Consider the following 24,002-nt stretch of genomic DNA (forward strand, 5'->3'; position numbering starts at 1 on the left):
TTCACGGGCAGTAAAAAGGGCGACCTGTGCGGGTCGCCCTTTTCTTTGTGCCGTCGTTGCGGCTTACTTGCTGCGGATCGGGCTGAACTCGACCGGCACCCAGGCGTAACCCTTGCCTTCGGTACGCACGTGGCCAATGCCGGGGAAGGGCAGGTGCATGCCGGCGACCGCCAGTTTTTCCTTCGCCGCGAAGGCGAACAGCTTCTTGCGGGCCATCACGGCCTGCTTCTTGTCGCTGTCGAATTCGATGGCGACTTCCGGGCGGGCGAACTGTACCGCGTGGCTGTGCACGGCATCGCCGACGATCAGCAGACGTTCGCCCTTCGATTCGATCAGGTAGGCGGTGTGGCCGGGCGTGTGGCCGTGGGCATCGACGGCGCGGATGCCGGGGGCGAGTTCGGCGGTGCCGCTGAAGGTCTTCCACTTGCCGGCGGCCTGGTAGGGCGTGGCGGCCGTGCGGGCCATCTGGAAGAAGGGGCGGAAGCCTTCGGGCGCCTTGGCGGCGATTTCCTCGGACAGCCAGAAGTCGCTGTCGGCCTGGGTGACGCGCACTTCGGCGTTGGGGAAGAGCGGCTTGCCCTCGGCATTGAGGAGACCGGCGGCGTGGTCGGCATGGAGGTGGGTCAGCAGCACCACGTCCACCTGTTCGGGGCTGTAGCCGGCGGCCTTGAGGTTGTCGCCGATGAAGCCGAGGGTCGGGCCGAAGGCCTTGGCGGCGCCGGTATCCACCAGGATCAGCTTGCCGCCGGTGTTGATCAGGAAGGCATTGACGGCGGTCTGGACCTTTTGCCCGGCCAGGAACATGCGCGTCAGCAGGCGCTGGACTTCGGCGGGGCTGGCATTACTGAGGATTTTCGTGTCGAGGTCGATATAACCATCGTAGAGCGCAGTGACTTCCAGTTCGCCTAGGGCCATGCGGTAGTAGCCGGGAACCTGTGTCTTGACCGGCGGGGCTTCGGCACAGGCCGGGGCGGCAGGGATGAGGCTGACGCCAAGGGCGACGGCAATGGCGGTGAGGCTGCGACGGATCATGGATGAGTCTCCGGGTCAGAAAAGGACAAGAGGATACGTTGCGGCGCTGACGGACGGAAGTCAGCCGGCGGTGTGTATCGCCAGCCACACGGTATCGGGGCCGGTGGCGGCAACCCGGTGCCGGCAGCCGGCGGGAATGACGAGCCAGTCGCCGGGCGTGAGGATCTGCCGGCGACCGTCATCGAATTCCAGTTCGGCGCTTCCTCGGGCCAGCATCACCCATTCGTCGGCGGGCTGGTCGTACCAGAAGCCGGGCGGGCTGGCGTGAAGGTGCGAGGCAATGCGTTCGATGCGCAGCCCCGGGGTGGCGAACAGGGTTTCGAAGTGTTCGTCCTGGCCGGGATCGGGCAGGGCGGCGAAGAGGTTGCGACAGGGCATCGGGGGCTCCGGGTTCGGGCCGTCAAGTATGCCCGACCCGTTGTCGGCCGATGATGTCCGACCCGGTGCGGGGACCGGGTCGGATGTGTGTAAAAAAGGCTGCGCCGGGATGAGGTCTCTGTTGGGATTTGGGGGCTTTTTATGCCCCGGCGCGCCGTTGAGGAAGTGATGCTATGGGAGTGTCGGGTTACAGGCCAATTGAATATACGCATTGCAAGGATAGGGTTTGCCTATGGTGTCTGCGCCAAATCGGATGCCCCATCGGCGCTTTCGGAGGCCCTGAGAGGGATTAAGCTTGATCAATGAAGAACAGAAACGTGGCGAGAACAGCTGCGATGATCCGCGGGAGATGAACGTGAGGTTCGGCAAAAGGCTTGGACTCCGGTTCCGCTCCTTGCGGACGCGGCTTGCCGTGGGAGCCTTGTTCGGTGTGTTGCTTGTCTTGTGGGCGACAACGCTGGTGCTGGGGTATTTTTTGCGCGATGAGATGCAGGCGACGCTCTCGGCCCAGCAGTTCTCGGTGGTGACCCTGCTGGCCGATGAGGTCGATCGGTCGGTTTCCGAGCGCATGCGGGCCCTGAAGGCGGTCGCCGCGGGTATCGACGCGACCAAGCTGACCCGGGTCGAGCTGCTCGATGCGGAGCTGCGTCATCAGGAGGTGCTGCATACCCTCTTCAACTGGGGGGTGCTGGTTACCGACCGGAGCGGGATGGCGCTGATCAGTCTGCCCGATGTGCTGGGCCGGCGCGGCGTCAATTACCTCGATGTGGAGGCGGTTCGGGAGACGCTCGAAGGGGGTCGCAGCGTGGTGGGCGCGGCGCTGATCGGCAAGACGACCCATCAGCCGGTGGTGCCGATGATCGTGCCGATTCGTGGTGCGAATGGTGAAGTCATCGGTAGTGTGATCGGCCTGACCAATCTGGCGCTTCCCAACTTTCTCGACGAGATCGGCGCCAACCGCTTTGGGCGCGAGGGCGGTTATCTGCTGACCGATCCGCGCCAGCGCATTTTCATTGCGGCCACCGACAAGAGCCGGGTCATGAAGCCAGGGCCGCCCCCGGGTCTCAATCCGGTCTACGACCGCTATCTGGCGGGTTACGAGGGCTCCGGCCTGGCGCGCAGTTCGCGCGGCGTGGTGGAGCTGTCGTCGAGCCGGCGGGTGCCCTCGGCGGGCTGGTTGATGCAGGCGGTGCTGCCTGCCGAAGAGGCGTTTGCGCCGATCTACAGGCTGCAGTGGCGGGTTCTGGGAGTGTCGATGGTGCTGACCGTTCTGGCTGGCACCGTTGCCTGGTGGTGGTTGCGCCGGCAACTGCAGCCCCTCGGCGAGGCCGCCGAACTGCTTGGCCGCATGCGTGACGGGGTGATCCCCCGACAGCCGTTGCCGGTGCGTCGGGATGATGAAATCGGCGAGCTGGCGGGCGCTTTCAATGGATTGCTGAGTGCGATTCTGGAGGGTGAGTCGCGGGCTGCGGAGCACACCTTCAATCAGCGTCTGCGGGGCATCGTGGCGCAGATTCCCGGCCTGGTTTTCCAGTATCGCGTCGGGGCCGACGGGGCGCACAGCCTGCCCTTTGCCAGTGATGCGATCCGCGATCTGTGCGGTGTCGAGCCGGCCGCCCTGACCGGCTGTGCGGCGGCCCTGCATGCCCTCATCCATCCGGACGATCTGCCGGGTTTCATGGCGGCTCTGCGGGAGTCGGCCGCCCACCTTGCGCCGTGGCGCATGGAGTGCCGTCTCAATCATCCCCGCCGTGGGGTGCGCTGGATGCGGATCGATGCGCTGCCCGAGGCGGGTGAGGGCGGAGTGGTTACCTGGCAGGGTTTTGCGACCGACATCACCGCGGCGAAGGAGACTGAAAGCGAGCTGCGCATCGCCGCGGCGACCTTCGAGACCCAGGAAGGCATCTTCATCACCGATGTGAACAAACGCATCGTGCGGGTCAATCAGGCGTTTACCGCGATGACCGGCTATTCGGCCGCCGAGGCCATCGGGCAGACGCCGAGCCTGCTCCGTTCGGGGCGTCACAGCACGGAGTTCTATCGGCACCTGTACGAAGGGCTGGCGCGGGATGGTTTCTGGCAGGGGGAAATCTGGAACCGGAGGAAGAGCGGCGAGGTGTTCGTCGAGTGGGTGACGATTTCGGCGGTCCGCGACGGGCGCGGGCAGGTCACCCATTACGTGGCGGCTTTTTCCGATATCACCGAACGCCGCAAGGCCGAGGAGAAGATCCACCAGTTGGCCTTTTACGACCCGCTCACCCAGTTGCCCAATCGTCGCCTGTTCCACGACCGGCTGGATCAGGCCCTCGCCGCCAGCGCCCGTACCCGCAGTCACGGGGCGCTGATGTTCCTCGATCTGGATGGTTTCAAGGGGCTCAACGACAGCTATGGTCACGTCATCGGTGACGAGTTGCTGGTCGAGGTGGCTCACCGCCTGACGCGTTCGGTGCGGGAGACGGACACCGTGGCGCGCCTGGGAGGCGACGAGTTCGTGGTGATCCTGGAAAACCTTGATGAGGCAGGTTGCGATGCCGCTGCCCGGGTTGCCGAGAAGCTGCGTCAGGTGCTGGCCGAACCCTATCGCCTGAGTGTGCCCGGCATCGGCGCGGATGTGACCCACCGGTGCTCGGCGAGCATTGGTGTGTGCCCGTTCCTGGGGCACGCGGAGACGCGGGATGAACTCATCAAGCGGGCCGATATTGCGATGTATCAGGCCAAGGCGGCGGGGCGCAACGCCATCCGCTTCTACATGGAGAGCCCCGGCTGAACGCGCTTGACGCGTCTGCCGGGGGTGTGTCGGGCCTTACTGCACGACCTTGTCGATGACCAGCTGGAGCTTGGTGGCGCCCGGCTTGACCGGGGTGAGCTCGCCGCTCAGGTCACCCGGCTTGGCGATGGCGTCGCCGGTCTTCGAGACGCGGGCCTCGATGCGCAGCGTGGCGGCAGACGAAATCTTCAGGTCCGGACGCATGGCCATGCTGTCATCCAGGCTGAAATCCTTCGGCAGGTCGGACACCTTTACACGCAGCACGGCCAGCGGCATGCGCGGGCCGTCGGCGGGACGGGCGAAGATGTATACCGTGTCATCCGGACCGGCCTGGCCTTTCAGGGCCGGTGCCAGGCTGACCCGACCGCTGACCGAGGTGGCGCCGGTTGCCCTGGCTTCCGGCTGGGCGGTGGTGTCGGCCTTCGGTGCCGGTTTGGCGGCGGGCTGGCCCTGGCCCATCAGGCTGCGGATTTTTTCGAGGCCGGCGGTGAGGTTGCGGGCATCCTCGGAATCCGGCGGCACCTGGGCGAGCACCCGTTCCCAGTAGCGGGCGGCCTCGGGGTAGTTCTGGCGGAAGTAGGCGTCGGTGCCGGCCAGCACGAGGGCTTGCGGGTTGTCCGGCTGATCCTTGAGGACCTGCTTGAGCAGGATCAGGCCCTTGCCTTCGACCTTGCCCTGGTTCTGCTCGGCGGACAGTTCGGCCACTTCCAGCATCAGTTCGGGCTCGCTTTCCATGGCGGAACCGGCCTTCTCGAAGGCGCGGGCGGCTTCGTCGAAGCGCCCCATGACCTTGTAGCTGCGGCCGAGCATGACCCAGCCTTGCAGGTTGTCCGGGTTTTGTTCGAGCTTTTCAGCCAGCGTACCCACCATTTTCTCGACTTCGGCGGCCGTTGGGGCGACGCCTTTCTGGGCGGTCGGGTCCATGGCTGCCGGGTTGCCGAGGACGAAATACAGGGCTACGGCGGCGGCCGGCAGGGTAATGCCGAGGGCCAGTGCGGTGCGCGGCAGGCGGCGGGCGGCGGACGGGGTGTCACCGTCATCGGCTACATCTTCGAGCACCCGGCGTTCGAGTTCTTCCCGGGCGATGGCGTGGTCGTCGCGGGAGACGGTGCCGCTGGCCAGATCTCGGTCGAGCTCGGCCATCTGGTCGCGGTAAATGGCGGTGTTGAGGGCCTTGCGGGAGGTGCTGGCAGTGTGGCGCTGGCGCAGCAGCGGCCAGCAGATGATGGCGAGGGCGAAGGCGGTAAGCAGCCCGGCGGCGATCCAGAAGGCGGTCATGCCTGGTCTTTCGGGGAATTGGGGGAATCCTGACCGGTAAGGAGGGCCTTGGCGGCGGCCTTGTCGGTGGCGGAGAGGGCGGGGGCGACGACCTTGCCGGCGCGGCGGCGCAGGTAGGCGATCAGACCGATGACGGCACCGCCAAGAATCACGAAGGGGCCGAACCACAGAAACCAGGTGGTCGGCTTGACTGGCGGACGGTAGAGCACGAAGTCACCGTAGCGGCTGACCAGATATTCCTTGATCTCCGGATCGGTCTTGCCCTCGCGGACCAGCGTGCGCACTTCACGGCGCAGGTCTTCGGCCAGTTCGGCGTGGGACGCTGCGAGGCTTTCGTTCTGGCACACCAGGCAGCGCAGCTCTTCGGAAATGGCCACCATGCGGGCCTCGACGACCGGATCTTCGGCCATCGGGGTGGCCTCGCCGGCGTGGGCGAGGGGCAGGGCAAGCAGCAGCGCTGCGGCTGCGGTGATGAGGCGTTGTTTCATGTCAGGATTCCTCGGCAAGCTTCTTGGCCAGCGGAAGAATCTTCTGCTGCAGTGCCTCGGGGGTGATCGGGCCGATCTGCTTGAAGCGGATCACGCCTTTCTTGTCGATCAGGTAGGTTTCCGGCACGCCATACACGCCGTAGTCGATGCCGACCCGGCCGTCCATGTCGAGTACCGACAGGGTGTAGGGATTGCCGTGGCGACTCAGCCAGCCAGCTGCACGCTGGCGGGTCAGGACGATCTCCTGGTCGGCGGCGAGCTTCTTCACGTCGGTCTCGCCGTCGCCGCGCACTTCCTTGTAGTTGAGGCCGACGATGGGCACGCCGCCCTGCTTGGCAAAGGCCACCAGCAGCGGGTGTTCGGCACGGCACGAGACGCACCAGGAGGCCCACACGTTGAGCAGCCACACCTGGCCGCGCATGTCGGCCGGAGAGAAGGTCTTGCCCGGCTCGCCGAGCTTTTCCAGTTTGAACTCCGGCGCCGGCTTGCCCACCAGCGGGGAGGGCACTTCGTGGGGGTCGCGGTTGAGACCGACGGCGAGGAAGACGACCAGGACCAGGAACAGGCCGAGGGGAATCAGGAAGCGTTTCAAGATGCGGCTCCGTGGGCGGCCAGACCAGCAGAGGCCTTGGCAGCAGTGGATTTGAGGCGGTAGCGACGATCACTGGCGGCGAGGATGCCGCCGAGGGCCATGAGTACGGCGCCGGCCCAGATCCAGCTGACGAAGGGCTTGTAATACACGCGCACGCTCCATGCACCGTCGCCGCCTTCGAGCGGATCGCCGAGGGATACGTAGATGTCGCGGGTCAGGCCCGGGTCGATGAAGGCTTCGGTCATCGGCATGGCCGAAGACAGATACTTGCGCTTCTCCGGGTGCAGTTGCATCACCACCTGTCCGTCGCGGATCAGTTCGAGGTTGCCGCGCGCAGCCGTGTAGTTGGGGCCGGGTGCGCTTTCGACGCCCTTGAAGCGGATCAGGTAGTCGCCGGTCTTGACCGTGTCGCCCGGCGCCATGCGTACGTCGCGTTCGGACTCATAGTACTTGACCATCACGATGCCGACCACGGTGACCGCGATGCCGATGTGGGCCAGATGCATGCCCCAGAAGGCCCGCGGCGGCAGGCTCGACTTGACCCGCGCGATGATTTGTACCACCGATGAGCCGACGATCCACGCCGCCAGGCCGATGCCCAGCGCCACGCCGGCCGACCAGGCGCCGGCGATGAAGGGCACGCTGACACCCACCGCTACGGCAATGCCGAAGGCCCAGCGCAGGGGCCGCACGATGTCGGCCAGATTGGTCTGCTTCCAGCGGGCCACCGGGCCGAGTGCCATCAGGAACAGCACCGGCACCATCAGCGGCGCAAAGACCGCGTTGAAATACGGGGGGCCGACCGACAGCTTGCCCAGGTTCAGGGCGTCGATCACCAGCGGGTACAGCGTGCCGAGGAACACGGCGCCGGTGGCCGACAGCAGCAGGACGTTGTTGATCAGCAGGAAGGTTTCCCGCGAGATCAGCGAGAAGGCGCCGCCGAGGCTGACTTTGGGCGCCCGCCAGGCGAACAGGGTCAGGGACGCACCGACGACGACAACCAGGAAGAGCAGGATGAACACGCCGCGCTTGGGGTCGGAGGCGAAGGCATGCACCGAACTCAGCACGCCGGAGCGCACCAGGAAGGTACCCAGCAAGGACAGGGAGAAGGCGCCGATGGCCAGCAATACGGTCCAGTTCTTGAAACTGCCACGCTTTTCGGTGACCGCCAGCGAGTGGATCAGTGCGGTGCCGACCAGCCAGGGCATGAAGGAGGCGTTTTCGACCGGATCCCAGAACCACCAGCCACCCCAGCCCAGCTCGTAATAGGCCCAGATGGAGCCGAGGCCGATGCCGAGGGTCAGGAAGATCCACGCAGCGGTCGTCCACGGGCGTGACCAGCGCGCCCAGGCGGCATCGAGGCGGCCGGACAGCAGGGCCGCAATGGCGAAGGCGAAGGCCACCGAGAAGCCCACATAGCCCATGTAGAGCATTGGCGGGTGGAAGATCAGGCCCGGGTCCTGCAGCAGCGGGTTCAGGTCGCGACCGTCATCGGCGCCGGGGAGCAGGCGCTCGAAGGGGCTGGAGGTGGTCAGGATGAACAGGATGAAGCCGGCGGCCACCAGGCCGAGCACGCCCTGCACCCGGGCCACCATGTCGTCCGGCAGGCTGCGCGAGAAGGCCGCCACGGCCAGGGCCCATAGGGCCAGCATCTGCACCCACAACAGCAGGGAGCCTTCATGGCCGCCCCATACGCCGGCAATGCGGTACTCGATGGGCAGCTTGGAGTTGGAGTGCTGGACGACGTAGAGCACCGAGAAGTCGTTGTTGATGAAGCTCGCCGTGAGGCAGCTGAAGGACACCGCGATCAGCAGGAAGAGGGTTGCCGAGGCCGGCCGCGCAAGGGCGATCCAGGCGGGAATGCCGCGCTGGGCGCCGATCAGGGGCAGCGTGCCCTGAACCAGGGCGACAAGCAGGGCGAGGATGAGGGCAAAACTGCCGATTTCAGGAATCATGGGGCGCCTCCCGGCTTACTGCTTGAGGGTCTTCGAGGCTTCGTGGGCCTGATCGACGGCGGCCTGGGCCTCCGGCGGCATGTAGTTCTCGTCGTGCTTGGCGAGGACTTCGGTGGCGGTGAACTGGCCGTCCGCCCCGAGGTTGCCCTGGGCCACGACGCCTTTGCCCTCGCTGAAGAGGTCGGGCAGGATGCCTGTGTAGGAAACCGGGATTTCCTTGGCCGTGTCGGTGACGACGAAGCGGGCAGTGATGTCGGTGCGTTGCAGGCTGCCTTCCTTCACCAGTCCGCCGATGCGGAAGGTGCGGTCTTTGGGTGCCTCACCCTTGGACACCTGGGTCGGTGTGAAGAAGAACACCAGATTGCTCTGGAAGGCATTGAGCACCAGAGTGGCGGCAATGCCGAGGGCGGCGAGTCCGCCGACGATAATGGCAAAACGCTTGTGACGTGGCTTCATGATTTATTCCTGATTCTCTCTGTCGGCCGCCAGTTCCCGGCGCAGGGCCCGGCGGGTATCGGAAAAACGCTTCCGGACCAGCAAGGTTTCGATCAGCAGGGTCAGGGCGGTGACGCCGAAACTGCCCCACACATAGAGGCCGTAGCCTCCCATCGCGAAAAACTCGCTCGTGCTTCCCCAGTTCATGCCTGCATCTCCGGCAGTTCGGCCACCCAGGTGGCGTGACGTTCCCGTTCGAGGATGATCGCCCGCACCCGGTACAGGGCGATGGCGATGCTGTACATCCAGAAGGCCAGGGCCATGATCAGCATGCCCCACAGCATCGTGGTGGCCATTGTTGGTGCCTTGGTCATGGATACAGACGCGCCCTGATGCAGGGTGTTCCACCATTTCACCGAAAAATAAATGATCGGCACGTTCACCACACCCACCAGGGACACGATGGCGCCGGCCTTGTCGGCCCGCCGCGGGTCGTCGATGGCGGCGGTGAGGGCGATGTAGCCCAGGTACAGGAACAGCAGGATCAGTTCGGAAGTGAGGCGCGCGTCCCACACCCACCAGGCGCCCCACATGGGCTTGCCCCACAGGGCACCGGTCCACAGCGAGATGAAGGCAAACAGCGCGCCGGTGGGGGCCAGTGCCGAACTCATCATGCCTGACAGGCGGGTGTTGAAGGTGATGCCAATGGCGGCCCAGAAGGCCATCACGCAATAGATGAACATGGACATCCACGAGGCCGGTACGTGGATGAAGATGATGCGGTAGCCCTCGCCCTGCTGGAAGTCGGTGGGGGCGACGAAAAAGCTGATCCACAGCCCGACCGCAGCGAGGGCGGTGCCGAGGGCGGCGAACCACGGCCAGGCCTTGCCGGCGAGGGGGTAGAAGGTCGCCGGGGCGGCGAACTTGAACCAGTTGACGAGACGCTGACTCATGGATGAATCCGGTTAAAGGTAGGTGAAGACTGCAAGCGCTATTCGAGGGCAATACGCAGCGCGGCGGTGGCGGCCCAGGGCGCAAAAAACGTGGCCAGCGCCAGTAGTGCGCCGAGCAGGGACAGGTGACCACCCGCGCCAAGCCCGGCCATGTCGGCCTCGACGGCACCGGCCCCGAAGATCAGCGCCGGAATATACAGGGGCAGCACCAGCAGGGACAGCAACACCCCGCCGCCACGTACGCCGAGGGTCAGGGCTGCGCCGATGGCCCCGATCAGCGACAGCAGGGGCGTGCCCAGCAGCAGGGAAATCATCAGGATTCCGAGGGAACGTGGGCTCAGGTCGAACTGCAGTCCCAGTACCGGCGCCAGCAGCACCAGGGGCAGGCCGGAGGTCAGCCAGTGGGCGAACACCTTGCCGCTCACCAGCAGGGCCAGCGGAGTAGGAGACAGCGCCATCTGCTCGAGAGTTCCGTCCTGGTGGTCGGCGGCGAACATGCGGTTGAGGGACAGCATGGCGGCCAGCAGGGCGGCCACCCACAGCACGCCCGGGGCGATGCGCCGCAGCAGGTTGGTTTCGGCCCCGATTCCGAGCGGAAACAGGCTGGCCACGATCATGAAGAAGAACAGGGCCGTGAATACCTCGCTCTTGCGCCGGGCGGCGAGGAGCAGGTCACGACGGACGATGGCGACGAATGCGTTCATGACAGCCTCAGGCTGGCGCCGTTGCCGGCGAGCTGTACCGCCTGGTGGCTGGTAAACATGAGCATCCCGCCACGCGCCAGGTGCTCGTCGAGAATGCTGCACAGCAGTGCCACGGCGGCTACGTCGAGGGCCACGAAGGGTTCGTCGAGAATCCACAGGCGGGCCTGGCTGCACAGCAGGCGGGCCAGCGCCACGCGGCGTTTCTGGCCCTGCGAGAGCACCCGGGTGGGCAGGTCTTCGCGACCTTTCAGGCCGATACGGCGCAGGGCGGCGAGGGCGGTGGCTTCGTCGAGGGGGCGCCCGGCGACTGCCGCGGCAGTTTGCAGGTTTTCGAGGGCGGACAGATCGTCCTTGATGGACGGCGCGTGACCCAGGTAGAGCAGGCGCGCGTTGAACTCGTCGCGTACGGTGTCGACCGGCTGGCCGTCCCATTCGAGATGGCCGTCGGCGGCCTGGGCGAGGCCGGCGACGATGCGCAGCAGGCTGGTCTTGCCGGCGCCATTGGCGCCTTCGACCTGCAACCAGTCCCCCGCAGAGACGGAAAAGTCCACATCGGAAAACAGGCGGCGGTCACCGCGAACGCAGGCAAGGCCGTGGGCACGAAGCATCGGCAGGGGGAAACCGGAAAGACGAGTCGGCGCATTCTGCCCGACGGACCCCGGCGGGTAAACCGGCTATATCAAGGAAAACCGTGTGCAGCCGGTCTAAACGGAGGTTGGTGAGCCGGCGCAGGTGTACTTAATGACGGGCGGTGCTGGCGTAGCCCTCGGGCAGAACCGTCGGCGGAACTGCGGCTTCGGCGTGCTCGTCGCTGCGTTCCGGGGGCTGCGTGGGGTAGGCGGCGCCGATCTCGAGGACGTCCATCACCTGGCGGGCGAAGCTGCGACAGGCATTGCCCAGGTTGGAAGGCAGACCGTCGGGGGCGGTTTTCTGGAGCAGCAGCTTGGAGGCTGACAGGCTGGGAACCGGGTGCAGGATGCGGTGCTTGTGGGCGCCGAGGATCTGGGCAACGTTGCGGTCGGCGGCGTCGCGCTGCCAGGCGTTGGTGGGCCACTGGGAGGGCAGGGCGTAGGCGTGGGGGAAGGTTTCGAGGTCGCGCAGGACGGTGCGCAGGTCTTCGTGGGAGTCGCGGAAGGGCAGCAGCACGATGTCGGCGAGTTCGTTGAGGCTGCGATCGACATCGGCCCGGTTGCCGCCGCCGTCGATGACGCCGATCCAGCCTTCCATGGTGCGCAGCTTGCCGACGACCTTCTGGAGTGCCGCCGGGGTGCGCGCGTCGGCGGTGATGTAGCGGCGGCCGTCGGGCGACAGGGGCTCGCGGGAGGTATCGGTGAGCACGCAGGCAGAACGCTGGCCGAGGAGCCCGAGGCCCTGACAGAGCATGTGGGACAGGGTGGTCTTGCCGGTGCCGCCCTTGTTGCCGATGATGCAGATGATCCGGGACATGGTGAAAACCTCTCGCAGAATGCCAGGCGCAATGACGCCATTATTGGCGCTTTAACGGCCGGGCGGGGCAAGGAATTGAGGGCTTATGGGACAGCAATTCCGGTTTTGAGGACAGGCGCCGGTCCGGCGGGCAGATAGCAGTACAGGCGCGTGCGGCGGCGGTCGCCCACCTCGACCACCGATTCCGGCTCCACGCCTTCCACCGGAAAGCTGTTGCTGACCAGCAGGCTGCCCGGGCGCAATTCGGCGCTGGCCTTGCTCCATACCCGGGACATCGGCACCGGCGACAGGAAGGCGTAAACCACGTCGTAGTCGGACCACGGAATGAGCCAGAAGTCTCCGCGGGCAAGGCTGATGTTGGGTTGCGCGCGGGACAGGAGGCACGACAGCGCATACGGTGCCGGGGCCGACTCCATGCCCTCGAAGCGGCAGTCGGGGCGCATCCGGGCCAGGGGGCGCAGCAGCGAGCCGGTGCCGCTGCCCAGATCGAGCAGCTTGGCCGGCCGCTCTGCAGGCAGCAGGCCGGCAACGGTTTCAGCGGTCAGCCGGTTGGACAGGAACAGCGGCACCTGAGTGCGAAAGCTGCTCCAGTAGATCAGCGCGAAGACCAGGAAGGCCGCCAGGTACCAGCCGGGGGGAATGCCCAGTTGCAGTGCGCCGACCACCAACGGCAAGAAACCGAGGTGAATCCAGCGCCACCAGTGGGCGCTTTTGAGGGCGACGGCGGCGCCGGTGGCGGCCGCGGCCTGCACGGCCACCAGCGGCCACAGCCCTGCCGGCAAAACGCCGCTACGCGCTGCGGCGAAGGCCGCGGTGCAGCCGAGGAGCTGGGCGATGAGGGCTTTGAGGGCGGGGGGCATGGGCAGGCTTCGGCGCAATGAAGAATTTCGCGCCAGTGTAGCTGCTCGCCATTCAGGCCGCGCGTTCTGTCCCTTTTGGCAAGCCGCCCCAGCGCGCCAGCAGCGCCTTGCGTTTCTCTGCCGCCTTGTTCATCGACCACGCCTTGATGTGCCCGTAGCCGCGGATTTCCTCGGGCAGGCTGGCGATTTCCACTGCCAGCGGGAGTGTGTCGGCCGTGAGTCCGTCCAGCAACTGCGCGATATCGTCTTCGTATTGCCGGATCAGCGCCCGCTCGGCCTTGCGTTCCGGGTGGTAGCCGAAGACATCGAAGGGTGTGCCGCGCAGGCGACGAAGCTTGCTGAGCCAGCCGAAGGCGGTTTTCATCCACGGGCCGAAGACGAGCTTCTTGATCCGTCCGGACGCCGGATCGGGGCGGGCCAAGAAGGTTGGGGCGAGGTGGAAGTTCACCGTGAAGTCGCCGTCGAAGCGCGAATCCAGCGCGCTCCAGAAGGCCGGGTCACTGTACAGGCGGGCCACTTCGTACTCGTCCTTGTAGGCAAGGAGCTTGAAGTAGTAGCTGGCCACTGCTTCGCCGAGGCGCGTGCTGCCGAGGGGCGCTTCGGCAGCGCGGACGCGGGTGACCAGATCCCGATAGCGCTCGGCGTAGGCGGCGTCCTGGTAGTCGGTGAGGATGACGGCGCGGCGGGCGATGCGTTCGTCGAGGCCTTCGGGGCGGATCGGGATGACCGGCGCCGGCGTCACTTCGCGCTCCACCGCGGTCAGGTTGACGGCGGCCCGGCGCCCCCACAAAAACGCCTGGCGGTTCATTGCCACGGCGGCGCCGTTGAGTTCGATGGCCCGGTCGAGGCTGGCTTCGCTGATCGGCACCCAGCCCTTCTGCCAGGCGTAGCCGAGCAGGAACAGGTTGGTGGCGATGGCGTCGCCCATCAGCTTGGTGGCCAGGTTCTGGGCGTCGAGGAAGTCGCAGCCACTGGGGCCGACGGCTTCGACGATGGCGGCTTCCATCTTGTCGAGGGGGAATTGCCAGTCGGGATTGCGGGTGAATTCCGACGTTGGCGTTTCGGCGCAGTTCACCACGCCGTGGGTGCGCCCGACGCTCATCTTGGCCAGGGCATCGACGCTGGCGGTGACGATCAGGTCGCCGCCGATCACTGCGTTGGCTTCGCCGGCGGCGATGCGTACGGCGTGCAGGTCGTCGGGTCGGTCGGCGATGCGGATGTGGCTGAACACCGAGCCGCCCTTCTGGGCCAGGCCGGTCATGTCGAGCACGGTGACGCCCTTGCCGTCCAGGTGCGCGGCCACGCCGATCAGTGCGCCGATGGTGACCACTCCGGTGCCGCCCACGCCGGTGACGAGGATGCCCCACGGCCGCGCCGTGGATGGCAGCAGCGGCGGCGGTAGCGCGCCGAAGCGGGATTCGTCCGTTTGCTGTCCCCGGCCCTTGCGCAGCGTGCCGCCCTGAATGGTGACGAAGCTCGGGCAGAAGCCGTTCATGCACGAGTAGTCCTTGTTGCAGGCCGACTGGTCGATCTGGCGCTTTCTGCCGAATTCCGTCTCGACCGGCAGGATGGCCATGCAGTTGGACTCGCGCCCGCAGTCGCCACAGCCTTCGCACACCGCCTCGTTGATGAAGACGCGGGTTTGCGGGTCGGGGTAGGTGCCGCGTTTGCGGCGGCGGCGCTTTTCGGCGGCACAGGTCTGGTCGAAAACGAGGGCCGACACGCCGGCCACCTTGCGCAGTTCGCGCTGGATCACGTCGAGTTCGTCCCGGTGGCGGATCGGAATGCCGTGGGGAATGTCGGCCACATGCCAGGCCCGGTCGGTGCCGTCGGTGACGAGGACGATGTTGTTCACCCCTTCGCCCTGCAGCTGGCGCAGCAGCTTGGGCACGGTGAGGTCGCCATCCACCGGCTGGCCACCGGTCATCGCGACGGCGTCGTTGAAGAGAATCTTGTAGGTGATGCCGCTGCTGGCGCCCGGCTTGTTGAACGCTGCCACGGCTTGCCGGATGGCCAGCAGGCCCGAGTGGAAATAGGTGCCGTCGCCAAGGTTGGCGAAGAGGTGCGGTTCGTCGAGGAAGGGCGCCTGGCCGACCCACGGCACGCCTTCACCGCCCATGTGGGTGAAGGTGGTGGTCTTGCGGTCGGGCATGAAGGTGGCCATGTAATGGCAGCCGATGCCGGCCATCGCGCGGCTGCCGTCGGGCACCACGGTGGAGGTGTTGTGCGGGCAGCCGGGGCAGAAGGTGGGCACCCGGTCGATGGCGAAGACGCGGCGGCCGAGGGTGGCCTCCTTGGCTTCGAGGAAGGCGAGGCGCGTCTGGATGTGTTCGGAGGTGAAGAAGCGGTCGATGCGCGCGGCGATCACCCGGGCGATCATCGCCGGGGTCAGCTCGCCGGCGGCGGGTAGCAGCCATTCGCCGTGGTCCACGGTGATGCGGCCGTCCAGCCCGAGGGTGCTCTGCATCGACCACTCGCCTTTTTCGTCGAACTTGCCGACGACGCGCGGGCGCACGTCTTCACGCCAGTTGTAGAGTTCTTCCTTCAGCTGGTATTCGATGAGCTGGCGCTTCTCCTCGATGACCAGGATTTCCTCCAGCCCCTCGGCGAAGTGGCGCACGCCCTCGGCTTCCAGCGGCCACACCATGCCCACCTTGTAGAGGCGGATGCCGATCTCGGCGGCCAGCTGCTCGTCGATGCCCAGGTCGTCAAAGGCCTGGCGCACATCGAGGTAGCTCTTGCCGCTGGTGATGATGCCCAGGCGCGGCTGCGGTGCGTCGATGACGATCCGGTTGAGGCCGTTGGCGCGGCAGTAGGCGAGGGCCGCGTAGAGCTTGGCGTGAAGCAGGCGTTTTTCCTGCACCAGCGGCGGGTCGGGCCAGCGGATGTTGAGGCCGTCGGGCGGCAGGGCGAAGTCGGCGGGAATCTTGGTGGTGACGCGCAGCGGGTCCACATCCACCGACGCCGAGGTTTCGACCGTGTCGGCCAGCGCCTTGAAGGCCACCCAGCAGCCCGAATAGCGTGACAAGGCCCAGCCGTGCACGCCGAAGTCGAGATATTCCTGCACGCCGGCCGGGGCCAGTACCGGCATCATCATCGACTTGAAGAAGTGGTCGGTCTGGTGCGGCAGCGTGGACGACTTGGCGGCGTGGTCGTCGCCGGCGATCACCAGCACGCCGCCGTATTGCGAGCTGCCGGCCGCGTTGGCGTGGCGGAACACGTCGCCGCAGCGGTCCACCCCCGGCCCCTTGCCGTACCACATGGCAAACACGCCCTGCACGCGGGCCTTGGCCGACAGGGACACCTGCTGGCTGCCCCACACGGCGGTGGCGGCCATGTCCTCGTTGATGCCGGGCTGGAAGACGATGTCGTGGCTGGCCAGGTGCTTTTGCGCCTTCCACAGGGTCTGGTCGAGGCCGCCCAGCGGCGAGCCGCGATAGCCCGAGACGAAGCCGGCGGTGTTGAGCCCGGTGGCCCGGTCGCGGTCGCGCTGGATCAGCAGCAGGCGCACCAGCGCCTGGTAACCGGTCAGGTAAACGCGTCCGGAATGGGTGGTGTATTTGTCGTCGAGAAGCGCGCTGGAGGGATTGGGCACTGCTAGCGCGCGGACAGGATCCTGCTCGGCCATGACGGATTCCTCGCAAAAATTGTGTTTTCGATGCGCTCGCGGGTCAGGCCTTGTGGGCCGTGCCGCCGAGGTCTTGCAAGGCAAGCGTAGTTGCCGGCGGCGGGCAACTCAATGATTGGATACCCTGATGGCAAAGAGGTTGCAGATCTGTCGGGGGACGGGAGGGTTTGCTTACAAAATCGCTGTGGCTGTTACAGGTTTTCGGCCAGTTCTTGCCGGGGGCGGGGGCACAGTGGAGAGGCGGTGCCGCCCGGCGCCTGCAGTCCATCACCCCTCGGTCTGCATCAGGGGCACGCCCACGGCCCGGCGAGTGGGGCGGCGTAACATAGGGGGTTCAGGATATGTCACGTCCTTCGGGAGTTCTTTTGTCTGAATCACGCGTCTTGCGCTTGCATGAGCCGGCTTCTCCGGATGCGCCGGCTGGCCCCGCCGCACGTCCGGTCGGTGCGGAGGTGCTGGCCCGTCTGCGCCACTTGTGGTGGCTCAAGGCTGCAGGGACCAGCCTTTTCATGGTGACGTTCTTCACGGCCTACCTGCATCTGCTCAAGCAGCCCCTGTTTCCGGTGATCGTGATGCCGCTCACCTGGGTCGATCGGGTATTGGGCTTTCAGCCCTGGTCGCTGGTTGCCTACGCCTCCCTGTGGTTCTATGTGTCCCTGCCTCCCGCCCTGGCGCCCAGCCGGGCGCGTCTGTTCAGTTATGGCTGGCACATCGGCAGCCTGTGCCTGGCGGGAATCCTGTTCTTCATTTTCTGGCCGACGGCCGTACCGCCAGCCAATGTGGACTGGGGACTCTATCCCGGCTATGCGCTCCTGAAGGGCATTGATGCCGGCGGCAATGCGTGTCCGTCCCTGCACGTGGCCACGGCCCTGTATTCGGCTCTCTGGCTGAACCAGGACTTGCGTGACATGGGGGCCGGACGCGGGCTGCGGCGCGCCAACTGGCTGTGGTGCGGGCTGATCGTTTTTTCCACGCTGGTCACCAAGCAGCATGTCATGCTGGACGTGCTGGCGGGCGCAGCCCTGGCCCTGGTGGTGGCCGTTTTGTCGCCCGGGTTGAAGACGGCAGGCCCGGTATTGGGGTATAAACCGCGCGGGCTGTGGCCCGGGCGCAAATCGTTGTTTCGAGGAAGTGCAGAATGAATGGTCGGCCGCAACAGGACTCCCTGACCGAATGCGATGTGCTGGTGATCGGCGGTGGTCCCGCCGGCAGCGCCGTCGCGCCCTTGCTGGCCCAAAAGGGTTATCGCGTCGTTCTGCTGGAGAAGGCCCACCATCCACGTTTCCATATCGGCGAATCCCTGCTGCCGGCCAATCTGCCCTTGCTGGAGCAACTCGGGGTGGCCGACGAGGTGCGGGCCATCGGAATGGAAAAATGGGGTGCCGAGTTCGTTTCTCCCTGGCACGCGCATGGCCAGGCCTTCCAGTTCGCCGATGCCTGGGACAAGTCCATGCCGCATGCCTACCAGGTCAAGCGGGCCGACTTCGACCACATCCTGATCCGCAATGCGGCCCGCAAGGGCGTCGAGGTGATCGAGGGCTGCAAGGTCAAGACGGTGGACTTTCTCCCTGACGATCAGGGCGTGATCATCCGCGCCGAACACGACGACGGTCGCGAAGCCGGCTGGAAGGCCCGCTTCGTGGTGGATGCCTCGGGGCGCGACACGTTTCTGGCCAATCGCTTCCAGATCAAGCACAAGAATCCGCGTCACAACAGCTCGGCCATGTACGCCCACTTCAGCGGCGCGGAGCGCAAGGAAGGCCAGGCGGAGGGCGACATCACCATCTTCTGGTTCGAGCACGGCTGGTTCTGGTTCATTCCGCTATCCGACGGCTCCACCAGTGTTGGCGCCACCGTGTGGCCCTATTACATGAAAACCCGCGCCGGCCGCAGCCTGGGGCAGTTCCTCAGCGACACCATCGCCACCTGTCCGCCGCTGGCCGAGCGTTTGAAGGGCGCAAAAATGGTCACTGAGGCGGAGGCCACTGGCAACTTCTCCTATGTGTCCGAGCGCAACCACGGGAGCAACTACCTGCTGCTGGGCGACGCCTACGCCTTTATCGACCCGGTGTTCTCGTCCGGTGTGATGCTGGCCATGAACAGCGGCTTCGAAGGCGCCAAGGCCATTGATGCCTGCCTGTCCCGGCCACGCGAGGCGGCAGCGGCGCTCAAGCAGTTCGACCACGTCATGAAGCATGGCCCGAAGGCCTTTTCGTGGTTCATCTACCGGATCACCAACCCGACCATGCGCGACATCTTCATGGCGCCGCGCAACATCTTCCGGGTCAAGGAGGCGCTGCTCTCCGTGCTGGCCGGCGATATCTTCGGCAAGACCCCGATCTGGACCGGCCTGCGCATCTTCAAGGTGATCTACTACCTCTCCTTCATCGGCAATTTCCGTCAGTCGCTGGCGGGCTGGCAGCGGCGGCGGGTGAACATCAAGCCGGTGGACGAGACCGGGCTGGGTGTCGGCCGGTGAGGCACGAGGACGCTCGCCTGCATCGCATCCTGTCTGTTTCCGAGTTGGCCGGCAGCCGGGACGATCCGGCCCTGCTCGGGGTTTCCTGGGTTGGCCGCGACGCACCTGCCGGCTTCGGCACGACCGGGCTGCCCTTTCAGCACATCGTTGCGGCGCAGCTTGGCCGTGGTGGTGCCGGGCCCGCCGAGGCCTGGTTCGGCGCCCTTGCCGGCCGTGAGGGGTTTGCCCATGACGTGCATTTCCGTTGCGATGCGCACCTGCTGTTCGGCGTGATCACCCTTGCGGAGGGCGATTGCGCCGGTGATGCCGGGGCCACGCCCCTGCAACGGGCCAGTCAGCAGGCCTACGAGAGCCTGTTCCGGGTCCTCGCCGAGGAGGGCTATCCCCACCTGTGGCGGGTCTGGAACTACCTCGACGACATCAACGGCACGACCGCCGGCCTGGAGCGCTACCGCCAGTTCAACATCGGGCGTCATCAGGCCTTCGCCAATGCCGATCGTCTGCAGGGCTGCACCATTCCGGCAGCCAGTGCGCTGGGTGTGGCTGGTGGCCCCCTGAGCATCGCCTTCCTCGCCGCCCGGGCGCCGTGCATCCCGCTGGAGAACCCCCGCCAGCTCAGCGCCTACCGTTATCCGGCCGACTACGGCCCGCGCAGCCCGACCTTTTCGCGGGCGGCCCTGGCACGGTTGCCGGGGCAGGAATGGCTGTTCGTGTCGGGCACCGCCAGCATCGTCGGGCACCTCACCGTGCATCACGGCGACCCGGCCGCCCAGACCCGCGAGATCGTTGCCAACCTGGAGGCGCTGCTTGCCGAAGCCAGCCGGGTCAGCACCGGTCCGGCCTACCGGCTCGACGCGTTGAGCGGTCGCGCCTATGTACGCCACCCGGAACACCTGGCGGCCGTGCAGGCCGAACTGGTCCGGGCCCTGGGGGCCGAGGCCCCCATCGTTTATGTCCATGCCGACGTGTGCCGGGCCGATCTCCTCGTCGAGCTCGAAGCCCAGGCCTGTCACCTGTTTGTCTGAGTCCGCCATGCGCCTTTCGCGTCTCTGCTGTGCCTTCCTGATCCTCGCTCCGCTGCTGGCCGCGCCCGCCGTGGCGGCTACCGACAAGCCTCTGTGGGAGGTCGGTGCCGGCGTCGGTGTCCTCAGCCTGCCGGCCTGGCGCGGTGCCGACGAGACGCGCAACTACGTCTTGCCGGTGCCTTACTTCACCTATCACGGCCGTTTCCTGCGGGCCGACCGGCACGGTGTTCGCGGGGTGCTGTTCGACAGCGACCGGATCGATCTGGGCATCAGCCTGGCGGCCTCCCCGCCGGTGGGCAGCGATCGCAGCGGTGCGCGGTCCGGCATGCCGGACCTCGACGCCACCGCCGAGATCGGTCCGCAGCTCGACCTCACCCTGTGGCGTAGCGACAGCCACGCGCGTTCCCTCAAGCTGATCCTGCCCCTGCGCAGCGCCTTCACCCTGAGCGGCCCGCCGCGCCAGGAGGGCTGGGTGTTCTCGCCGGCCCTCAACCTGGACATCACCGACATGGCCGCGCTGCCCGGCTGGAACCTCGGCCTGCGCAGCGGCCCGCTGTTTGCCAGCCGGCGCCAGCACGCCTATTTTTATGAAGTGACACCGGCCCATGCCACGCCTGCCCGCCCCGCCTATGCGGCGGACGGCGGCTACAGCGGCAGCCAGTTCCTGGTGTCCCTGTCGAAGCGCTATCCCGGCTACTGGGTCGGTGGCTACGCGCGCTACGACGCCCTGCAGGGCGCCGCCTTCGAGAACAGCCCGCTGGTGTCGCGCAGCCATTACCTGGCTGCCGGGGTGGCGGTGGCGTGGGTTTTCGGTGAATCGAGTCAGCGTGTGACGGTCGATGACTAGCCTTGTGTCGCGCCTGGGGCGCGCGGTGTGGACCGCCTACGAATACGTCGCCATGGTGCTGGGGCTCGGTGCGCTGGCCCTGCTGTGCCTGGGCTGGCTGCCCTGGGCGCTGCTGGGTGCCGTGTTGCCGCCGCGGGCCGGGCGTTTTATCGGGCGCGTGGCGATCATGGTCGGTTTCCGCCTGTACCTGCACTTCCTGACCCTTTTCTGCGCCTGTCGCTTCGACCTCTCGGCGCTGGACTCCCTGCGTCGCGACCAGCCCCTGATCCTGGTTGCCAACCACCCCTCGCTGCTCGATGTGGTGATGATCGTTTCCCGCCTGCCCAACGCGGTCTGCGTGATGAAGGCGTCGCTGATGGACAACATCCTCCTCGGGGCGGCGGCCCGGCTGGCCCGCTACATCCGCAACGACGCGCCGGTGAGCATGGTCCGGCGGGCCCGCGCCGCACTGCAGCAGGGGGCGCACCTGGTGATCTTTCCGGAAGGCTCGCGCACGCTGCATTTTCCGGTCGATGCGTGCACCAACGCCGCCGGCCTGATTGCCAGCAACGCCCGGGTGCCCCTGCAGGCGCTGATCATCGAATTCAGCTCGCCCTACCTGGGCAAGGCCTGGCCCCTGTTTCGCAAGCCGGAACTGCCGCTGCGCTTCCGCATTCGCCTGGGGCGCCGTTTCGAGGCCCCGGCCCATATCCGCAACTTCACCGGGGAGCTGGAGGACTACTTCCGTCGGGAGATGTCCACCAGCGCCGACGGCCCGGCGCCCCCCGGCAACCCAAACTGCGAAAGCGCAGCATCATGATCAAGGCATCCACCACCCATCTGGTCCTGATTCCCAGCTACAACCCCGGCCCCAAGGTGGACGAAACCGTGCGCGAAGCCCGCCGTTACTGGAACCCTGTGTGGCTCGTGGTGGACGGCAGCACCGACGGCAGCCCGGCACGCCTGCAGGCCATGGCCGCGGCCGACCCGGGCATCCGGGTGATCGTGCTGCCGGAAAACCAGGGCAAGGGCGCCGCCGTGCTCGAAGGCCTGCGCGCCGCCGCCGCGGCAGGCTTCACCCATGTGCTGACGATGGATTCGGACGGCCAGCACCCGGCCCCGTGCATCCCCGAGTTCATGGCTGTATCGGCCCGCAACCCGGGCTGCATGGTGCTCGGCAAACCGGTTTTCGATGCCGCCGCGCCGGCCTTGCGGGTGAAGGGCCGGGAGGTGTCCAACTGGTGGGCCAACCTGGAAACCCTGTGGATGGGCATCGGCGATTCCCTGTTCGGTTTTCGCGTCTATCCGGTGGCCCCGCTGGAAAGGATCATGAGCCGCCAGCGCTGGATGCGCCGTTTCGACTTCGACCCGGAAGCCGTGGTGCGCCTGGCCTGGGCCGGCGTGCGGCCGATCAACCTGCCGGCCCCGGTGCGTTACTTCAGGGCCGACGAAGGCGGCGTGTCCCACTTCCGCTACTTCCGCGACAACAAGCTGCTGACCTGGATGCACACCCGGCTGGTCATCGGCTTCATCCTGCGACTGCCGGGGCTGGTGGTGAGGAAGCTGCGGGGGTAGAGGGATGCCGCCGCAGCCTTCTTCGGATGTCCGTCGTCCTTCTTTCCATGCCGATCATGGATTTAATATCCCCGGAGAGGGATTAAATAATCCGGGAGGGGAATAAAAGGATGAATTTCGATATTTAATCCATCCCCGCCGATGATTTATCTCCACCCCGGATGGATAAATTATCGACGGAGACTGAAAGATCAATGGCGGGCGTGGAAAATTCGATGCCTGGCGGGGATGTTTTGATGGTCAGGGATATTTAATCGATGGCGGCGGATATTGATTCCGCCATGCCTAGCGCTGCCCGGGCACCAGGTGGCCCATCTTCGGCAGCCAGCGCCGCAGCCCCGGCGTTGTCACCACGGTGCTGACAATCGCCATCAGGACCAGCATCGTGAACACGTGCTGGGAGATCACCCCCAGGTCGTAGCCGACGTTGATGACGATCAGTTCCATCAGCGCGCGGGTGTTCATCATGATGCCGAGCACGCTGGCTTCGGCGTGCTTGAGCCCGCAGCTGCGCGCCGCCAGGTAGGTGCCGCCGAACTTGCCGATGCTGGCGAGCACGGTGACGAGGAGGCACCAGCCCCACAGGGCCGGGGTGTCGAGGCCGCCGATGTTGGTGCGCAGGCCGGTGTAGGTGAAGAAGATCGGCAGGAAGAAGACCATCACGAAGTGGCCGATGCGTTCCTTCCAGGCCTCCACCAGTTCGGGTTCGTCGTGCACCAGCACGCCCATCACAAAACCGCCAAAGATGGCGAAGATGCCCAGTTTGTAGGTGGTCATCGCGCACACGAAGATGGCTGCCAGCAGGATGCCCATCAGGTGTGGCGAGAGGTGCCCGTGGTGGCGGGTGCGGCGTACCGCCTGCTTGGCCAGCGGGCGCACCACGAACCAGCAGACCCCCATGAACAGCCCCACCAGGGCGACCTTGCCGGCAAAGGCGGTGGCGTCGAAATTGGACAGGGTGAGGGTGGTGACAAGCGCCAGGAGCAGCCAGCCGACCACGTCGTTGATGGCGGCGGCGCTGATGGCGATGACGCCGATGGGGTGCCGGGTCAGTTGGAACTCGATCATGATCCGCCCGAGGATGGGCAGGGCGGTGATCGAGAAGGCGGTGGCGATGAACAGTCCGGAGCCGAACTGGTCGGCATGCGGCGAGAGTTCCGGCGCCGACAGGTAGCCGAATGACAGCCCGAGGGCGAAGGGCAGGGCCAGGCCGGCGATGGCCACGCGGGTCACCGCCTGGCGGTTTTCCCGCTCGCGCAGGTGGGAGAAGTCGAACTCGATGCCAATCTGGAACATCAGCAGGATCAGGCCGATCTGGGACAGCACCTGCATGGGTTCCGCCGGCGCCGAGCGGAATACGTAGTCGAACACGTCCGGGGCCAGCAGGCCGAACAGGGACGGCCCGAGGAGGATGCCGACGATGATCTCGCCGACCGCCGGCGATTGCCCCAGGCGCTTGGCCAGCTCGCCTCCGAGGCGCGCGGCCAGCACGATCACGGTGAGCTGGAGCAGGGTGAAGAACAGGACGGCTTCGGCCTTGTGCACCGAGACGGCGCTGACCAGGTGGTTGGTGGTACTCAC

General features: G+C 66.3%; 22 protein-coding genes. 7 read left to right on the forward strand and 15 right to left on the reverse strand.

What is annotated here, in order from left to right; translation table 11 throughout:
* Positions 1-63: 63 nt before the first annotated feature.
* Complete coding sequence (locus ETQ85_RS06085; protein ID WP_148578167.1) at positions 64-1,032, reverse strand: MBL fold metallo-hydrolase; 969 nt, start codon at positions 1,030-1,032, stop codon at positions 64-66.
* Positions 1,033-1,092: 60 nt separating this feature from the next.
* Complete coding sequence (locus ETQ85_RS06090; RefSeq protein WP_148578168.1) at positions 1,093-1,410, reverse strand: cupin domain-containing protein; 318 nt, start codon at positions 1,408-1,410, stop codon at positions 1,093-1,095.
* 412 nt (positions 1,411-1,822) lie between these two features.
* Between ETQ85_RS06090 and ETQ85_RS06095 the strand changes: the two genes are divergently transcribed.
* On the forward strand, positions 1,823-4,177 hold the full coding sequence (locus ETQ85_RS06095; RefSeq protein WP_187394592.1) for a diguanylate cyclase domain-containing protein: 2,355 nt from the start codon (positions 1,823-1,825) through the stop codon (positions 4,175-4,177).
* A 36-nt stretch (positions 4,178-4,213) separates the two neighbouring features.
* Here the strand turns inward: ETQ85_RS06095 and ccmI are convergent, their stop codons facing one another.
* The 12 genes from ccmI to ETQ85_RS06155 all read right to left on the reverse strand — a co-directional run bounded on the left by ccmI (position 4,214) and on the right by ETQ85_RS06155 (position 16,516).
* On the reverse strand, positions 4,214-5,455 hold the full coding sequence (ccmI, locus tag ETQ85_RS06100; RefSeq protein ID WP_148578170.1) for a c-type cytochrome biogenesis protein CcmI: 1,242 nt from the start codon (positions 5,453-5,455) through the stop codon (positions 4,214-4,216).
* Positions 5,452-5,943, reverse strand: a complete 492-nt coding sequence (locus ETQ85_RS06105; RefSeq protein ID WP_148578171.1) for a cytochrome c-type biogenesis protein — start codon at positions 5,941-5,943, stop codon at positions 5,452-5,454. The genes ccmI and ETQ85_RS06105 overlap by 4 nt, the downstream gene beginning before the upstream one ends.
* Position 5,944: 1 nt before the next feature.
* Complete coding sequence (locus ETQ85_RS06110) at positions 5,945-6,535, reverse strand: DsbE family thiol:disulfide interchange protein (protein ID WP_407058369.1); 591 nt, start codon at positions 6,533-6,535, stop codon at positions 5,945-5,947.
* Complete coding sequence (locus tag ETQ85_RS06115; protein ID WP_148578173.1) at positions 6,532-8,490, reverse strand: heme lyase CcmF/NrfE family subunit; 1,959 nt, start codon at positions 8,488-8,490, stop codon at positions 6,532-6,534. Before ETQ85_RS06115 ends, ETQ85_RS06110 begins: the two co-directional genes overlap by 4 nt.
* Positions 8,491-8,505: 15 nt before the next feature.
* Positions 8,506-8,946 carry a cytochrome c maturation protein CcmE gene (gene ccmE / locus ETQ85_RS06120; protein ID WP_148578174.1) on the reverse strand — a complete coding sequence of 147 codons (441 nt, stop codon included), beginning with the start codon at positions 8,944-8,946 and terminating at the stop codon, positions 8,506-8,508.
* 3 nt (positions 8,947-8,949) lie between these two features.
* On the reverse strand, positions 8,950-9,132 hold the full coding sequence (ccmD, locus tag ETQ85_RS06125) for a heme exporter protein CcmD (protein ID WP_148578175.1): 183 nt from the start codon (positions 9,130-9,132) through the stop codon (positions 8,950-8,952).
* The gene (gene ccmC / locus ETQ85_RS06130; protein ID WP_148578176.1) at positions 9,129-9,878 is read right to left on the reverse strand and encodes a heme ABC transporter permease CcmC; all 750 of its coding nucleotides are present in this window, start codon (positions 9,876-9,878) and stop codon (positions 9,129-9,131) included. The genes ccmD and ccmC overlap by 4 nt, the downstream gene beginning before the upstream one ends.
* A gap of 38 nt (positions 9,879-9,916) precedes the next feature.
* On the reverse strand, positions 9,917-10,582 hold the full coding sequence (gene ccmB, locus ETQ85_RS06135; protein ID WP_148578177.1) for a heme exporter protein CcmB: 666 nt from the start codon (positions 10,580-10,582) through the stop codon (positions 9,917-9,919).
* On the reverse strand, positions 10,579-11,190 hold the full coding sequence (ccmA, locus tag ETQ85_RS06140; protein WP_148578178.1) for a cytochrome c biogenesis heme-transporting ATPase CcmA: 612 nt from the start codon (positions 11,188-11,190) through the stop codon (positions 10,579-10,581). Before ccmA ends, ccmB begins: the two co-directional genes overlap by 4 nt.
* A gap of 130 nt (positions 11,191-11,320) precedes the next feature.
* Positions 11,321-12,028 (reverse strand): P-loop NTPase family protein, encoded by a 708-nt coding sequence (locus ETQ85_RS06145; RefSeq protein ID WP_246128639.1) that lies wholly within the window; start codon positions 12,026-12,028, stop codon positions 11,321-11,323.
* 83 nt (positions 12,029-12,111) lie between these two features.
* Entirely contained in the window at positions 12,112-12,888 is a 777-nt protein-coding gene (locus ETQ85_RS06150; protein ID WP_148578179.1) for a class I SAM-dependent methyltransferase, read from the reverse strand.
* A gap of 52 nt (positions 12,889-12,940) precedes the next feature.
* Entirely contained in the window at positions 12,941-16,516 is a 3,576-nt protein-coding gene (locus tag ETQ85_RS06155; RefSeq protein WP_148578180.1) for an indolepyruvate ferredoxin oxidoreductase family protein, read from the reverse strand.
* Between the two features lie 365 nt (positions 16,517-16,881).
* On the opposite strand from ETQ85_RS06155, the gene ETQ85_RS06160 reads away from it, so the two are divergent.
* The 6 genes from ETQ85_RS06160 to ETQ85_RS06185 are packed head-to-tail and all read left to right on the forward strand — an operon-like array spanning position 16,882 to position 22,421.
* Positions 16,882-17,658, forward strand: coding sequence for a phosphatase PAP2 family protein (locus tag ETQ85_RS06160; protein WP_246128641.1), 777 nt, complete (start codon positions 16,882-16,884; stop codon positions 17,656-17,658).
* Complete coding sequence (locus ETQ85_RS06165) at positions 17,655-18,995, forward strand: NAD(P)/FAD-dependent oxidoreductase (RefSeq protein ID WP_148578182.1); 1,341 nt, start codon at positions 17,655-17,657, stop codon at positions 18,993-18,995. Before ETQ85_RS06160 ends, ETQ85_RS06165 begins: the two co-directional genes overlap by 4 nt.
* Positions 18,992-20,020, forward strand: coding sequence for a chorismate transformation FkbO/Hyg5 family protein (locus ETQ85_RS06170; RefSeq protein ID WP_246128643.1), 1,029 nt, complete (start codon positions 18,992-18,994; stop codon positions 20,018-20,020). The genes ETQ85_RS06165 and ETQ85_RS06170 overlap by 4 nt, the downstream gene beginning before the upstream one ends.
* A 7-nt stretch (positions 20,021-20,027) precedes the next feature.
* Complete coding sequence (locus ETQ85_RS06175) at positions 20,028-20,867, forward strand: MipA/OmpV family protein (RefSeq protein WP_148578183.1); 840 nt, start codon at positions 20,028-20,030, stop codon at positions 20,865-20,867.
* Positions 20,860-21,666 (forward strand): lysophospholipid acyltransferase family protein, encoded by an 807-nt coding sequence (locus ETQ85_RS06180; protein ID WP_148578184.1) that lies wholly within the window; start codon positions 20,860-20,862, stop codon positions 21,664-21,666. Before ETQ85_RS06175 ends, ETQ85_RS06180 begins: the two co-directional genes overlap by 8 nt.
* On the forward strand, positions 21,663-22,421 hold the full coding sequence (locus ETQ85_RS06185; protein ID WP_148578185.1) for a glycosyltransferase family 2 protein: 759 nt from the start codon (positions 21,663-21,665) through the stop codon (positions 22,419-22,421). Before ETQ85_RS06180 ends, ETQ85_RS06185 begins: the two co-directional genes overlap by 4 nt.
* Before the next feature lie 285 nt (positions 22,422-22,706).
* Here ETQ85_RS06185 and ETQ85_RS06190 read toward each other — a convergent pair whose 3' ends face one another.
* Entirely contained in the window at positions 22,707-24,002 is a 1,296-nt protein-coding gene (locus ETQ85_RS06190; protein WP_148578186.1) for a cation:proton antiporter, read from the reverse strand.

Origin of the sequence: Zoogloea oleivorans (assembly GCF_008107625.1) — a bacterium.
GTDB classification, from domain to species: domain Bacteria; phylum Pseudomonadota; class Gammaproteobacteria; order Burkholderiales; family Rhodocyclaceae; genus Zoogloea; species Zoogloea oleivorans.

Coding starts and splice junctions, on each gene's coding strand:
- ETQ85_RS06085 (WP_148578167.1), bottom strand. CDS start 1,032: ATGATCCGTCGCAGCCTCACCGCCATTGCCGTCGCCCTTGGCGTCAGC.
- ETQ85_RS06090 (WP_148578168.1), bottom strand. CDS start 1,410: ATGCCCTGTCGCAACCTCTTCGCCGCCCTGCCCGATCCCGGCCAGGAC.
- ccmI (WP_148578170.1), bottom strand. CDS start 5,455: ATGACCGCCTTCTGGATCGCCGCCGGGCTGCTTACCGCCTTCGCCCTC.
- ETQ85_RS06105 (WP_148578171.1), bottom strand. CDS start 5,943: ATGAAACAACGCCTCATCACCGCAGCCGCAGCGCTGCTGCTTGCCCTG.
- ETQ85_RS06115 (WP_148578173.1), bottom strand. CDS start 8,490: ATGATTCCTGAAATCGGCAGTTTTGCCCTCATCCTCGCCCTGCTTGTC.
- ccmE (WP_148578174.1), bottom strand. CDS start 8,946: ATGAAGCCACGTCACAAGCGTTTTGCCATTATCGTCGGCGGACTCGCC.
- ccmD (WP_148578175.1), bottom strand. CDS start 9,132: ATGAACTGGGGAAGCACGAGCGAGTTTTTCGCGATGGGAGGCTACGGC.
- ccmC (WP_148578176.1), bottom strand. CDS start 9,878: ATGAGTCAGCGTCTCGTCAACTGGTTCAAGTTCGCCGCCCCGGCGACC.
- ccmB (WP_148578177.1), bottom strand. CDS start 10,582: ATGAACGCATTCGTCGCCATCGTCCGTCGTGACCTGCTCCTCGCCGCC.
- ccmA (WP_148578178.1), bottom strand. CDS start 11,190: ATGCTTCGTGCCCACGGCCTTGCCTGCGTTCGCGGTGACCGCCGCCTG.
- ETQ85_RS06145 (WP_246128639.1), bottom strand. CDS start 12,028: ATGTCCCGGATCATCTGCATCATCGGCAACAAGGGCGGCACCGGCAAG.
- ETQ85_RS06150 (WP_148578179.1), bottom strand. CDS start 12,888: ATGCCCCCCGCCCTCAAAGCCCTCATCGCCCAGCTCCTCGGCTGCACC.
- ETQ85_RS06155 (WP_148578180.1), bottom strand. CDS start 16,516: ATGGCCGAGCAGGATCCTGTCCGCGCGCTAGCAGTGCCCAATCCCTCC.
- ETQ85_RS06165 (WP_148578182.1), top strand. CDS start 17,655: ATGAATGGTCGGCCGCAACAGGACTCCCTGACCGAATGCGATGTGCTG.
- ETQ85_RS06175 (WP_148578183.1), top strand. CDS start 20,028: ATGCGCCTTTCGCGTCTCTGCTGTGCCTTCCTGATCCTCGCTCCGCTG.
- ETQ85_RS06180 (WP_148578184.1), top strand. CDS start 20,860: ATGACTAGCCTTGTGTCGCGCCTGGGGCGCGCGGTGTGGACCGCCTAC.
- ETQ85_RS06185 (WP_148578185.1), top strand. CDS start 21,663: ATGATCAAGGCATCCACCACCCATCTGGTCCTGATTCCCAGCTACAAC.